This window comes from Paenarthrobacter sp. AR 02, from assembly GCF_021538675.1.
Taxonomy (GTDB): Bacteria; Actinomycetota; Actinomycetes; order Actinomycetales; family Micrococcaceae; genus Arthrobacter.
The window spans coordinates 931457-944794 of sequence record NZ_JAJUKH010000001.1; the positions used below are offsets into that span (position 1 = coordinate 931457).

A 13338-nucleotide genomic window follows, 5' to 3' on the forward strand; every position below is an offset into this window, starting at 1 on the left:
TAGCATCCTAAGGACTTCAATGACTTCCTCACCTTTTCTCCAGGACTTCCACCATGTGGCCACTATTGGCGCGACAGCCAACCACGGCGTTGATCGCCAAGCCGCGACGCCGGATGATGCCAGGACCCGTGACTGGTTCGGCCAATGGATTCACGACGCCGGATGGCAGCTTCAAGTGGACGGCATTGGCAATATGTTCGGGCTGCTTGAGTGGACACCCGGGGCCCCTTTTATCCTGATCGGTTCTCATCTGGACAGCCAGCCACTCGGTGGCCGGTTCGACGGAGCGTACGGTGTGGTTGCGGCCCTGCACGCTGCCCACGCCATCGACCTGGAAGTCACCGCCACCGGCAGTGCACCCCGGTTCAATCTGGCCGTCGTTAACTGGTTCAACGAGGAGGGGGGCCGGTTCGCGCCGTCCGTCATGGGGAGTTCCGTCTTTACAGGACTGTTTGACCTTGAACAGATGCTTTCCGTCCGGGATCTGCAGGGCGTCTCGGTCCGTGACGCCCTGCACGGCATCGGATACCTGGGCACAGATGCGGGTCCGGAGGCCGCCGGCTACGCGGAAATCCATATAGAGCAGGGACGCATCCTGGAACGTGAAGGCATCAGCATAGGTTTGGTGGACAGCAGCTGGTACACGCAGAAGCTGGATATCGAAGTGCTCGGCGAGCAGTCCCACACTGGTGCAACCGCCATGGCAGACAGGCACGACGCGCTGGTGGCGGCATCGAAAATCATCCTCATGGTCCATGAGGTCACCAAGGACTTTGAAGAGGAAGCGTTGGTCTCTTCCGTGGGGCAGCTAACCCTGGAGCCCAACTCCCCCATCGTCGTAGCACGCCGGGTGCACCTGGTCGCTGATCTGAGGTCGGGCGACCCGGAGATCGTCAATGCGGCCCGGGCCACTTTGCTGGGCGATATCGAGACGCTGGCCGCTGACCATGACATCAAAATCAACGTCAAGGACTTTGACATCCGCCCCATCAGGCGATTCCCGGAAGCCGGACTGGAATTGTCAGCCAAGATCGCCGCCAACCTTGGGCTGTCTTCCCGCCGCATCCAGACGATGGCCGGGCATGACTCCGTGGCCATGAACACCGCAGTTCCGTCTGTGATGCTGTTTGTCCCGAGTGTGGACGGCGTATCGCACTGCGAGCGCGAGTTCACCACCGATCAGGACATGGTGACGGGCGTGGAGATGCTGACGGGTGTTGCCCGTGAGCTATTGCAGGGAGCGCTGGCATGACCGGGTTGCACTACCTCGACGCCACCACTGCCTTGGGCCTGTTCCGGCGCCGTGAGCTCTCTCCGGTTGAACTATTGGAGGCCACGATCGGACGCATCGAAGAGGTAAACGGCGGCATCAATGCGCTGACGGAGACACTCTTTGAGGAAGCCTTGCCAGCGGCGCGAAAGGCAGCCAACCAATATGCCCGCGGACGTGACATCAGTCCACTGCTCGGATTGCCAGTGGCCGCGAAGGAAAAGCATGGGATCCAAGGCCGAACACTCTCCCAGGGACTGGTCGCGAGGAAGGACTCCGTCGCAGCGGCCGACCACCCCGTCATTGCCCGGATCCGCAGAGCAGGCGGCATAATTCATGCGCGAACCACTACACCAGAATTGAGCTGCGCAACGGTCACGCACAGCCCGCTATGGGGCGTCACCCGAAACCCCTGGAATCCGAAGTTCTCACCCGGTGGGTCGTCCGGGGGGTCGGGAGCGGCATTGGCTGCAGGATTCGCGCCACTGGCAACCGCGTCCGACATCGCAGGATCAACGCGGTTGCCGGCATCGTTCACAGGGACGGTGGGTTACAAAGCACCTTACGGAAGGATCCCGGGGCTGGCCCCATTGTCAGCGGACCACTACCGTGGTGACGGACCCATGGCACGTACCGTGGCAGACACGGCACTACTGGCGAACATTATGTCCGGGCGGCACCCCGGTGATCACACCACAGTGGCCGACGGGTCGTGGATTACTCCCGATCCGGGATCGGTGGCGGGTTTGCGGATAGCACTTTGTATACGCCTGGGCAATTATCCTGTGGCTCCCGACATCGAGATCAACACCCGGCGAGTGGCAGAAGCCCTCAAAGCGGCTGGCGCGGTGGTCGAGGAGATCACCCTGCCTTGGACCGTCGAGGAGATCAGCCAAACCATGTTCACGCACTTCGGGTATCTGTTGGGCCCGGCAATGGAGGACGAAACGGCTGGCAGCGAGGCTCAACTTGCCACGTACACAAGGCGCTTCATGGCTGACGCTCGCGCAGCAGCACGGGCTAACCGATACATCGACGGACTTCGGGCCGAGACCCTCCTGCAAGCGCAGCTCGCAGAGGCCATGACCGGGTTCAGCGCCTTGCTGTGCCCGGCGTCGGCCATCCCGGCCTTGGAGGCGGACGGCGATTACCTGGACGGAATCGACGCCCGCGGCCAACATTTCAGCCATTACTGGCAGGCGCATATGACCGCGCCGTTCAACATCGCCAACCGGTGCCCGGTCCTGGCTGTGCCCAGTGGCATGGCGGACTGCGGCATCCCCACAGGACTGCAGATCGTGGGTCACCCCTTCGAGGATGCAACGGTGTTCCACATCGGGGCGGCCGTGGAATCCGTGCTTCCCTGGGCTGATCGCCACCCCATGGCCCCTGAGCTGGCCGGGCTTCCAATGTAGCGAAGGGCTGACAGCCCTGAAAGCCTAGGCGGGAATGAGCCCTGCAACCTCGGCCACCAGTTCAACCGAGCGAAGGCGTTCCCCGGTACCGATGCTCTGGTGCGCCACGATCAGTTCATCGGCATCGGCGAACGCCGCGAACTCGTCAAGGTAGTCGTGCACCACATCAGGGGTACCCACGGCGGAGAACTTCATCATTTGGGCAATGTGCTGTCCCTGCGGGGAGTCGAGGACCATATCCGCTTCGTCGTCCGTGAACTCACGGCCGCCGCCAAAGAACAGCGAAACGCGGGCACGCTTCACGGCAAGGTGTATCGCCTGGGCTTCGGCATTGCTGTCGGCGGCAGTGACGTTAACCCCCGCGATCACATGCGGCTCGGACAACTGCTCCGACGGCTTGAACTCGCGCCGGTAAATGGCCACGGCGTCCTGCAACGCGGCAGGCGCAAAGTGCGACGCGAACGCGTAGGGCAGGCCGAGCTGAGCCGCCAGCTGCGCACCAAAAAGAGATGATCCAAGGATGTACAGGGGAACGTTGGTGCCCTTGCCCGGGGTGGCTTCCACGCCTTGGATCCGGGTGGGTCCTGTCAGGTAGCCCTGCAGTTCCAGGACGTCCTGCGGGAACCTGTCCGAGGACGTGTGGTCCCGGCGGAGGGCCCGCATGGTGTTCTGGTCGCTGCCGGGGGCGCGTCCCAGCCCGAGGTCGATCCGGCCCGGGTGGAGGGTCTCCAAGGTTCCGAACTGCTCCGCTATGGTCAGCGGCGAGTGGTTCGGCAGCATGACGCCGCCGGCACCGAGGCGGATGGTGTTGGTGTGCGCTGCGACGTGTGCGATCAACACGCTCGTAGCGGAGGAAGCAATGGCCGACATGTTGTGGTGCTCGGCGTACCAGACCCGGCGATAGCCGAGTTCTTCGGCTTTCTGCGCCATGGCAACACTGCCCGCGAGGCTTTCCGCCACCGTCTGGCCCTTCCCGATGGTCGCCAGGTCGAGGATGGAAAGAGGAACAGTCACAAGAAAAGCCTTTCGGTACGTTTCGCGGTGCCGGCACGGTTGATTGCCGGCACTCTAGCGACAACCACCACAATGGCCGCCTTATTTCTGTGAGTTGCGTCGCGCCCCTTTTTCCCGCCTTGCTGGGCCTGTTTTGTGACCCCGTTCGACGCCCGATTAAGCGCCATGAACGCCTGTATCCCTGCGTTTCAGAGCGCTTTGACCCGGCTCTCGCAGCTACCGGATAGTTGCAGCCAACAGCACGCATCAGACCTCCCAATGAGGGAACACGAGGAGTAACCATGGCACGTTTTGCAGTCAAGACCGGCGTCACTGCGGCGCTGGCCGCTACCGCCCTGTTAGGGCTCGCGGCCTGCTCGGACCCGGGCGCGACGGCGGCCACCAACGCAACTGCCCCGTCGTCGAACGCTTCGTCCGGCTCCACGACCAAAGAGTTCAACCTGACGCCGCAGCAGGACCGCATCAAAGTCGCCGTCGACTCGGCTGCCGCCGCCCTGGTCCCCGATGCCATCAAGGCCGATGGCAAGTTGACGGTGGTGACCACGGGAGGCACCCCGCCCCTGAGCACGTTCGCCACGGACAACAAGACGCTCATCGGCAGCGAAGTGGATATCGCCTACGCCGTGGGTGAGACCCTGGGCCTTCAGGTCGAAGTCCTTCCGGTGGCGTGGGCGGACTGGCCGTTGGGCGTTGAATCCGGAAAGTATGAGGCCGTTCTCTCCAACGTCACCGTCACTGAGGCCCGCAAGGAAAAGTTCGACTTCGCCACGTACCGCAACGACCTCCTGGGCTTCTACGCCAAGAGCGACTCGAACATCGGCGAGATCAAGGAAGCCAAGGACGTTGCCGGAAAGCGCATCATCGTAGGCTCCGGCACCAACCAGGAGGCCATCTTGGTGCGGTGGGACGAGGAGAACAAGAAGAACGGCCTGCAGCCGGTCGCCTTCCAGTATTACGACGACGACTCCGCCTCCCAGCTCGCCCTTCAGTCCGGCCGCGCGGACCTGACGTTTGGTCCCAATGCTTCGGCAGCTTACAAGGCAGCCAAGGACGGAAAGACCAAGCAAGTAGGCACTTTGGAAGGCGGCTGGCCGTTGAAGGCCGAGATCGCGTTCACCACCAAGAAGGGCAACGGCCTGGCTGTAGCGGCCCAGGCTGCGCTGAACACCCTCATCAAGGACGGCGATTACGGCAAGATCCTGGACCGTTGGGGGCTGTCATCCGAGGCTATCCCGGCATCCGAACTGAACCCGGCGGGTCTGCCCAAGAAGTAGGACGCCAGCTGTGGCAGGGCAGACCTGCCGACGCCGAATCCCCGCCGGACACCAACCGGCGGGGATTCTTGCGTGCGGGTCTTCCTAGAAGTGCGCGGGGTCAGTGTTGGCGCCGCAGAGAATGACCGCCACCGTTTCGCCGTCGTGCGGTTTGTATGCTCCGGAGAGCAGCGCCGCGTAAGCCGCGGCAGCACCGTGCTCCACGACGATCCTGTGGTTCTCCCACAGGCTGCGCCGGGCCTGGATGATGTCCTCATCGCTGACAAGCACGCTGTGGACGCCGGTCCGCCGGGCAACCCCGAAGCCAATCTCCCCGATGCGCCGGGCGCCCAGGGAATCAGCGGCGATTCCGGAAACCGGCACGTCCACGGGTTGGCCTTGTGCGAGCGCTGTGTGCAGGGTCGGGACCGTCTCCGGTTCCACACCAACCACGCGTGCCCTGCCCTCGGTGGCGGCGGCGATCCCGCCTATCAACCCACCGCCGCCCACAGCGACCAGGATGGTGTCGACGTCGGGCAGTTCGTCCAGCAGCTCAAGCCCCACACCGCCGGCGCCGGCCACAATCTCGGGCTGGTCGTAGGCGTGGCAATAGACGGCGCCCTTCTCTTCCGCGAAACGAACGGCGGCCGCATAGGCGTCCGCGTATTCCGCTCCGCCCTGGACGACGGTGGCGCCGATGGCATAAAGCTTATGCACCTTGTTGGCCGGCGCGGATTCGGGGACGAACACCGTTGCTGGCACGCCCAGCTTGGCTGCGGCATAGGCGTTGGCCAGCCCGGCGTTACCCCCGGAGGCAACCACGATCCCGACGTCCGGATCCAGTTCGCCGTTTTCCTTCGCCGTCAGCAGGCGGTTGAACGCGCCGCGGGCCTTGAAAGAGCCTGTGTGTTGCATGTATTCGCATTTGAACCACAGGTGGTAGGGCTCGGCGCTTCCGCTTTCGGCCACAGGTGTGTGGCGGACCCAGCCTGATGTCCGGGCATAGGCGGCTTCGACTTCTTCGCGTGTGACCATGTGGGAGGCACCTTTCGTCCGTTTCATCCTAAGGTTGCCAAGGGGACGGCGCTGCCACGGGCTGCGAGCGCATAGGCTGGTTGGCATGGCTGATTTTGTGCTCCGTCCCTGCGTAGCCTCCGACGCTGCGTGGATCGCTGAGTTGCGTGCGGTGGTGATGCGTCCGGACCTTGAGCGGCTCGGGAGATACGATCCTGTGCGGGTACGTGAGCGCTTCCTGAAGGGATTCCAGCCGGAACATACTTCGGTGATCCATTCCGATGGGGTGGATGCCGGGGTGATCGCAGTCCGCCCGGAAGCGGATGCTCTGTGGATCGAACACTTCTACGTGGCTCCCGCCCATCAAGGCAAAGGACTTGGCGGGTCCGTGCTCCGTCACGTCATGGAAAGTTCGGCGGACCACCGGCCGTTCCGCCTGGACGTCCTGCAGGGCAGCCCTGCTCGGCGACTCTATGAACGCCATGGCTTCGTGCTGGAGTCCGAGGATCCCATCGACGTTTTCATGGTCTCTACCGCAACCCCCTGACTGGAGCACCCCCGGTGAGGTAGCCTCAGCACAAACCTACGCACCATCGATGCCGGCTTCCGGGGGGAAACAATGGGGATTATTCGAGCGCGCACTGCCAGGTTTGCATCGGCGGCTGTCTTGGGGTTGGCGGCGGGATTGTTGGGCACCGGCCCTTCCGAAGCAGCTTCCCAGCCAACGCCGTCCATCGACGGCGTACCGTACGTGGGCGCCGAGATGCGCCGTCAGTACGACTACAGCTACAGCGGTTGCCGGAACCCTGACGGATCCGGCGACGGGATCACGCTTGAATGGTTGCGGGACGGTGTTCCCCTTCCCCAGGAGCGTCAAGGCGACGTCCTGAAAATCCTCCCGGAGGACAGGGACGGGCGGATATCGCTGCGGGTGCACCCGCTTACCCCAGGCCAGGCCGGTTGTCCCACAGGCACGCAATTGAGCGCGGAAACCCTGCCCGTCAAAGCCTCCAGCCGGGCGATGGGATGGACGGGGCGCGGCAACTTCGAGCCCCTGGCCCGGACCACCGACGGCAGGCTCGTCCTTTACCCACGGACCTACACGTTTTACAAGGGCATGTGTGAAGGCCCCTGCCCTGCGTACAGGGGTTCCTGGGACGAACCTCAGCAGGTGGGGCAGGGTTGGAACGTCTTCGACATCGTGTTCTCCCCGGGCGACTTCGACGGCGACGGCTTCAACGATCTCCTGGGCCGGGACGCCGCGGGCAAGCTCTTCCTGTACCCCGGTGATGGCGAGGGCGGTTGGCTGGCCCGTCGGCAGGTGGGCCAGGGCTGGGGCGTCTTCAATACCATCGTGGGACCGGGTGACTTCAACGGCGATGGCACCAACGATGTGTTGGCACGCGACACCGCAGGCGGCCTCTTCCTTTACCCCGGCGACGGCGAAGGCGGTTGGCTTCAGCCTGAGCAGGTGGGGTGGGGTTGGCAGGTCATGAACAAGATCATCACAGGTGGCGATATGAACGCCGATGGCGCGGTGGATATCTTCGGCCGCGATCAGTATGGCCAGTTGTACCAGTATCCCACCGACGGCGAAGGCGGCTGGGAGCAGCCTGCACAGGTCGGCGTTGGGTGGGAGACGTTCACCATCCTGGCCGGGCTCGGCAGTTCCGGCCACTCCAAATACAACGAGGTCTCTGCCGTGGACGCCGACGGCAACCTTCTCGGCTACACCACAGGCGCGTCAACCGGCGCGTTGTACGGCCCGTATGGGCCGATAGGTAGCGGTTGGAACGTCTTCAAGGAGCTGCTTTAGAGCGGCTGCCCCAGCACCGTCAACTGCAGGCTGATGGTCCCACGCGAAGGGTCGACGACGGCGGCAGCCGCCTCGCCGCCGTCGGGCGCTGCGCCGTGCTGGTCCGGCGTGAAACCGAACCAGCGACGGCAAAGCTGCAGCAAGCGACCCGTATTCACGAGACCCGGACCGACTCTTCGGACCGCACCGGAGTCTCAAGCCCCAGGTTTTCCCGCAGGGTGGTCCCGCGGTACTCCGTGGGGTACACGCCGCGTTCCTGGAGTTCGGGGACCAGGTGGTTCACGATGTCGTCCAGGCCGGTGGGGATGAGCCACGGCGAGATGTTGAATCCGTCCACGGCACCCACCCGTGCGTACTCGGCCAGGTGGTCCGCCACTGCAGAGTAGGAACCTGTGAATGTTGAGTCGATGCGCGCCGTCTTGGAGGTGACGAAACCGCGGATGCTCAGGCCCTTGTCCTTGGCCTCGGCGCGCCACTGATCGGCGAGTTGCCGGGCCTTGGCGCCGTGGAAACCGCTGCCGCGGGTCTCTGACGTTTCCTCCACCACGGGATCGATCTCCGGGAGGGGACCGTCAGGATCGTAGGAGGAGAGCTCGCGTCCCCAGAACTGTTCCAGATACGCGATGGCCTGTTGCGGACCGATCTGCAGGCTGCGGACCCAGGCCTTTTTCTCCTGCGCTTCCTGATCGGTGGCGGCGAGGATGAACTCGCTGGCCGGCATGATCTGCACGGCGTTGGCACCGCGTCCGGCAGCAACGGAGCGGCTCACGATGTCGCGGCGGAACTCCACAGCGTCGTCGAACTTGGGGTGTGCCGAGAAGATCACGTCGGCTTGGCGGGCAGCGAAGTCGCGGCCTTCCGGGGAGTCACCTGCCTGGAAGAGCACAGGCCGGTACTGGGCGCTGCGCGGCAAACGCGGTGTGACATCCACGGTGTAGTGCTGACCTTCATGCCTGATGTGGCGGGCGGGACCGTTGGCTGTTTCCCACGAGTCCCAGATCCGCTTGGCCGTTTCGACAAAGGCTTCCGCGTGCTTGTAGCGGTCGGCATGGTCAAGGTAGCCGCCCCGGCGGAAGTTGGCCCCGGTCCAGGCGTTGTCCGTGGTCACCACGTTCCACGCGGCCCGGCCCCCGGAGATCAGGTCCAGCGACGACAAGCGGTGGGCCAGATCGGCGGGATCGTTGTACGTGGTGTTTTGGGTGGCAACGAGGCCGATGTTCCGGGTCACGGCGGCGAGCGCTGCGAGCATGGTCTGGGCATCGGGCCTGCCCACCACGTCCAACGCGTGCGGCCGGCCAAGGTGCTCGCGCAACCGCAGGCCTTCGCCGAGGAAGAAGGCAGCGAACTTGCCGCGTTCGGCGCTCTGGACGATGTGGCGGAAGGATTCGAAATCCGTCTGTGAGCCCGATTCCTCCGCCTTCCAGATGGTGCCGGAGTTAACGCCCTGGAAGAAGATGCCGAATTGGATCTGGCCGCTGGGCTGGAAAATGTCTCGAGTCATGGTGGTCCCTTACTTTCCGGCGGCGACGGCCGCGGCAGATGTCGAGTAGCGGTTCTGCGCGGGCCCCAGCCCCAGCACATCCCGGAACGTTCCGTCCTGGATTGGCTCGCGCAGCGAACCGCGGCGCCTGAGTTCCGGGAGGACCAGTCGTGCCAATTCCTCCAGGTCCACGTCCACCTCGGCGGGGTGGACGCGAACGCCGTCGGCCTCCCGCAGGAGCGAGTCCAGAAGTTCGGTCAGCCCTGCCGCGGAGCCGGCAAACCGCGCCCGTCCGCTGTCAGTGGAGGCCACCAAACGCGCGCCGGCGTCCTGCCCGCGCGAGTCCAGGACGACGTCGAGCTCCGCAATCACCGCCACCGCGGCACCAAGCCAGGTACGCACGTCGCGGATTTCGGCGGCCAGCAATTCCGCGGTTGGTGCAGAGACGAGCACTGCGTCGACGGCATCTGCCGGCACCAGGCCCTCCCCCACCAACGACGCGGCGGCGAGCACAGGCAGCTGTCCTTGCAGCGGCCTCGGGATGATGGACGGACCTTTCACCGAATATGGTGTTCCGGCAAAGTCCGCGGGAGTTTCAAAGTCGACGTAGTGCAGCTTGTCGACGTCGATGTAGCGCCCGGTAGCGACGTCGCGGATCACGGCGTCGTCCTCCCAGGAGTCCCACAAGCGGCGGCCGACCTCGATGGAGGCGGCGGCTTCCTGCGCCAGGGCTGCACCTTCAACGGAGGTGCGCCCGACGGCGGCAGCTGACTCGGGCGATTCCGCGGCGGTAGCGATCCACCCGGCACGGCCACCGGAAACGTAGTCCAGGCTGGCGAGCTGGGTGGAGATGTGGGACGGCTCCGTGTAGACGGTGTCCACTTCCGGCACGACGGCGATGGTGCGGGTAATGGGCCCGGCGAAAGCTGCACGTTGGAGTGCGTTGACGCGGCCGGCCGCCGGTGCGTCTTTGAATGTTGCCACGTGGAACCCGGCCGATTCTGCGGCGAGCACGGCACCGGCCAGGTTTGCGTAGCCTGCCCCGTCCAGTTCGATGGCCAGGAAACCGGCTTGGTTGTTGTTGCTGCTCACTTCTGGTCCTGACGTTCGTAGGGGATCTTTTCGCCGGCTTCGATGGCCACCGGAAGCCGGTTTTCGGCGGGCGGCAGCGGGCAGGTGGCGAGGTCGGTGTAGGCGCACGGGAGGTTCACTGCGCGGTTAAAGTCGAGCTGGACGGTTCCGTCGGCTGCCGGGGTGACAGACAGCGAGCGGTTGGCGGCATACGTCGTCTTTCCGGAGGTCTGATCGGTGAACAGCACGGACAGCGATCCCGGCGCGTAGCCGTTGAACGCAGTCAGCGCCAGCTCCTCGCCGGCCAGCTTGAAGCGGATCTCACCCGGCGCTTCGTACACATGCTGGATGCCTTCCACTGCCGCGCCAACAGTGGTGGCACGCGGCTGGTCAAAGGGAACAAATGTGCCTTCCACCGCAAAAGCAGCATTGGGCGCATACGTGGGCGTGCCCTGGTACTCCTGCAGCAGGGTGTTTTCCGGGTTGCGCGGTCGCACGATGTACTCGCCACCACGCTTGGCTACCTCGATAACGGTGTCGCCGGAGACCAGGTTGATTCCGCCGCGTTCGGCGATGGGTCCCAACGCGATGCTGCCGCTGAGCTGGACACCGTCCCGTTCCAGGCTTTCGCCCGGTTCCAGGACAACCCGTACGACGTCGTCATCCGCACTCCAGGTGCCCGGCGTCCCTTCCAGCCGGGTCGCCTCGCTGCTGAGCCAGTGCAGGTGCGTTACTGCAAGGAACCCGTGCGGGCCGGCGCGGTGTCGTTCGTGGGCGTCGTGCCAGTCCTGCCAGTCCTGTTCAAAGGTTTCACGGGCAGTTTCAGTGTGCGTAGACATGTGCGGTGTCGCTCCTGTTCAATGCGTGGTCGGCGGTGACTGCTGCTGCGGCATCCGGTTCGGTGGCCCCGGCGAACTCCGGGCGGCCACCAAAAGGATCCCCTGCTTCCCACAGCGTGGTGGGGGCCGCAGCCCGGACGGCCGGGACGACCTCCGAGGCAAAGCGTTCCAGGATCTCGAGCTGCTGTTCGAAAGGCAGGGTGGTTGGCAAGGAAATTGACTGGAGATCGTGCTGGTACAGCGAGTGGTAGCTGAGGATCTTGTCGATGACCTGCTCCGGGCTGCCCACCAATGCCGGGCCCTCGGCGACTGCGTGCTGGATGTCCCGGAAAGGCGAGTTGTTGCCCGGAACGTTCCGTCCGGCAGTCAGCCCCTCATAGACAGGGCCGTACTGGCGGATGGCTTCCTGGGTGGTGTCCGCGATGAACACTCCACCTGCGCCGCTGCCCGAACCAAGGTACTGGTGCCGTGGATCGTGGCCGTGGCGTTCGTACTCTTCGCGGTAGTGGTCGATCAGGACCTTGTAGTTTTCCCGCGGTTGGATGGCGTTGGCCGTGAACAACGGGTCGCCCCACTTGGCCGCGAGCGCGGCGGACGTCAGGGTTGTAGCCGAGCCGTGCCAAATCCGGGGTGATCCCGCGAAGGGGCGGGGCGTCGTCGTCGTTGGTTCGGTGAGTGCGGGCCTGAAGCGTCCGGACCAAGTGACACTTTCCTTGCGCCATAACGTGCGCAGCAGCGCATACTTTTCGGCGAGCAGGTCCCATTGATCGTCCAGGGAAAGCCCGAACAACGGGTACTGCAGCACCTCGTTGCCCTTGCCAATCACCAGTTCCAGGCGTCCACGGCTCAGCTGGTCGATCGTGGCGTAGTCCTCGGCCACCCGCACGGGATCCAGCACGGAGAGCACTGTGACACCGGTCTGGAGGCGGATGCGTCTGGTGACGGCAGCGATCGCGGCGAGGACCGTCGTCGGGGATGACGAGACGAACTCACCGGCGTGGCGTTCCCCCACGGAGAAGCTGTCGAAGCCGAGCTCCTCTGCGCGGCGGGCCGTCTCCACTACCTGGTTGAGCCGATCAGCGGTGGACACGATTTCCCCGGTGACCGGGTTCTTCAGGTGCGGAATGATGTCCAGGACCTGGAACTTCATTTGCCGGTACCGAACGTCGCTTCGGTGACGGTCTTCGATTCCGTCACGGCTTCTTCGGAAAGGCCCCAGCGTTCCAGGACCTTGGCGTAGGAGCCGTCCTTGATGGTGGAGTTCAGTGCATCGGTGATGGCCGGGGCCAGTCCGTTGCCCTTAAGTGTCGTGGCTGCGACAAGCGTCTCTGACGGCCAGCCGGCGTTGACCTTGCCCACCACCTTGAGGTCGTCACGCGTGTTTTCACGGTATGTGACGGACGGGTACGGGGCCAGGTTCAGGTCGGTACGGCCAGAGGACAGCGCCAGAATCGTGTCGGCGTCGGAGGAGTAGTACTGCAGCGTGGCCGGGGCTTTGCCCTTGCCTTCGAGTTCCTTGTTCCACGCCAGCAGGATCTTCTCCTGGTTGGTGCCGGACCCTACGGAGACCTTCAACCCGGAAATGTCGTCCGAGCCCTTGATGTCGTAGCTGGAGCTCTTCTTCGCTTCAAAACCCATGTAGGCGGCGCGGTACGTGGAGAAGTCGAACAGCTTCACGCGGGCGGCATTGATGCCCACGTTGGAGAAGACAGCCTCGAAGTCGCCTGACTGTGTCTTCAGCGGCCAGTTCTCCCACGAGGTCACCTGGAGGTCCAGTTCCAACCCGAGCTTGTCCGCCACCAATTGGGCGATATCGACCTCCACGCCGATGGGGGTCTTGTCATCCGTGGCGTGGAAGGACAGTGGGATGGAGCCGGCCGTGGTGGCAACGGTCAGCTTGCCGTCCTTGGCGATGGCGGCCGGAACCTTGGCCGCCGCTGCGGGGTCCTTCTCATCGCGGACCCGGTTCTGGTCAACGGAGGTGTTGTACACAATGCCGTTCTTGGCGGCCGCCGATTCCGGCTTGGCTGCCGACGCTCCGGGATCGGAGCAACCGGCCAGCACGGGAAGCACGACGGCGGGAAGTACAGCGAGTGCCAGGAGCCTGCGTTTGGTGGGGCGCAGCTTGGTTTCATGTGCGGCGACTGCGGAGGTAATGCGAGGCAT

Annotated in this window: 13 protein-coding genes; 5 read left to right on the forward strand and 8 right to left on the reverse strand. The window is 64.4% G+C overall.

Features of this window, described 5'->3' with window-relative positions:
* Positions 1-19 precede the first annotated feature (19 nt).
* Together LRQ04_RS04345 and LRQ04_RS04350 are read left to right on the forward strand one after the other, a co-directional pair.
* Positions 20-1252, forward strand: a complete 1233-nt coding sequence (locus tag LRQ04_RS04345) for a M20 family metallo-hydrolase (RefSeq protein ID WP_235517926.1) — start codon at positions 20-22, stop codon at positions 1250-1252.
* Positions 1249-2685 carry an amidase gene (locus LRQ04_RS04350; RefSeq protein WP_235517927.1) on the forward strand — a complete coding sequence of 479 codons (1437 nt, stop codon included), beginning with the start codon at positions 1249-1251 and terminating at the stop codon, positions 2683-2685. The genes LRQ04_RS04345 and LRQ04_RS04350 overlap by 4 nt, the downstream gene beginning before the upstream one ends.
* A gap of 24 nt (positions 2686-2709) precedes the next feature.
* Here LRQ04_RS04350 and LRQ04_RS04355 read toward each other — a convergent pair whose 3' ends face one another.
* Positions 2710-3699, reverse strand: coding sequence for an LLM class flavin-dependent oxidoreductase (locus tag LRQ04_RS04355; protein ID WP_235517928.1), 990 nt, complete (start codon positions 3697-3699; stop codon positions 2710-2712).
* A 281-nt stretch (positions 3700-3980) separates the two neighbouring features.
* Between LRQ04_RS04355 and LRQ04_RS04360 the strand changes: the two genes are divergently transcribed.
* Positions 3981-4973: an ABC transporter substrate-binding protein gene (locus LRQ04_RS04360; protein ID WP_235517930.1), complete on the forward strand. Its 993-nt coding sequence runs from the start codon at positions 3981-3983 to the stop codon at positions 4971-4973.
* A gap of 84 nt (positions 4974-5057) precedes the next feature.
* Here the strand turns inward: LRQ04_RS04360 and LRQ04_RS04365 are convergent, their stop codons facing one another.
* Positions 5058-5987 (reverse strand): threonine/serine dehydratase, encoded by a 930-nt coding sequence (locus LRQ04_RS04365; RefSeq protein ID WP_235517931.1) that lies wholly within the window; start codon positions 5985-5987, stop codon positions 5058-5060.
* Between the two features lie 85 nt (positions 5988-6072).
* On the opposite strand from LRQ04_RS04365, the gene LRQ04_RS04370 reads away from it, so the two are divergent.
* Together LRQ04_RS04370 and LRQ04_RS04375 are read left to right on the forward strand one after the other, a co-directional pair.
* Positions 6073-6513, forward strand: coding sequence for a GNAT family N-acetyltransferase (locus LRQ04_RS04370; protein ID WP_235517932.1), 441 nt, complete (start codon positions 6073-6075; stop codon positions 6511-6513).
* A gap of 72 nt (positions 6514-6585) precedes the next feature.
* A complete protein-coding gene (locus tag LRQ04_RS04375; RefSeq protein ID WP_235517933.1) occupies positions 6586-7782 on the forward strand; it encodes a VCBS repeat-containing protein in 1197 nt (398 codons plus the stop codon).
* On the opposite strand, the gene LRQ04_RS04380 is transcribed toward LRQ04_RS04375, so the two are convergent.
* The 6 genes from LRQ04_RS04380 to LRQ04_RS04405 are packed head-to-tail and all read right to left on the reverse strand — an operon-like array spanning position 7779 to position 13338.
* Complete coding sequence (locus LRQ04_RS04380; RefSeq protein WP_235517935.1) at positions 7779-7940, reverse strand: hypothetical protein; 162 nt, start codon at positions 7938-7940, stop codon at positions 7779-7781. The two genes, LRQ04_RS04375 and LRQ04_RS04380, sit on opposite strands and share 4 nt — an antisense overlap.
* Entirely contained in the window at positions 7937-9283 is a 1347-nt protein-coding gene (locus LRQ04_RS04385; protein WP_235517937.1) for an NtaA/DmoA family FMN-dependent monooxygenase, read from the reverse strand. Before LRQ04_RS04385 ends, LRQ04_RS04380 begins: the two co-directional genes overlap by 4 nt.
* A gap of 9 nt (positions 9284-9292) precedes the next feature.
* The gene (locus LRQ04_RS04390) at positions 9293-10354 is read right to left on the reverse strand and encodes an LLM class flavin-dependent oxidoreductase (protein WP_235517938.1); all 1062 of its coding nucleotides are present in this window, start codon (positions 10352-10354) and stop codon (positions 9293-9295) included.
* On the reverse strand, positions 10351-11172 hold the full coding sequence (locus LRQ04_RS04395) for a DUF1684 domain-containing protein (RefSeq protein WP_235517939.1): 822 nt from the start codon (positions 11170-11172) through the stop codon (positions 10351-10353). The genes LRQ04_RS04390 and LRQ04_RS04395 overlap by 4 nt, the downstream gene beginning before the upstream one ends.
* On the reverse strand, positions 11156-12322 hold the full coding sequence (locus LRQ04_RS04400) for an LLM class flavin-dependent oxidoreductase (protein WP_235517940.1): 1167 nt from the start codon (positions 12320-12322) through the stop codon (positions 11156-11158). Before LRQ04_RS04400 ends, LRQ04_RS04395 begins: the two co-directional genes overlap by 17 nt.
* The gene (locus LRQ04_RS04405; RefSeq protein ID WP_235517942.1) at positions 12319-13338 is read right to left on the reverse strand and encodes an ABC transporter substrate-binding protein; all 1020 of its coding nucleotides are present in this window, start codon (positions 13336-13338) and stop codon (positions 12319-12321) included. The genes LRQ04_RS04400 and LRQ04_RS04405 overlap by 4 nt, the downstream gene beginning before the upstream one ends.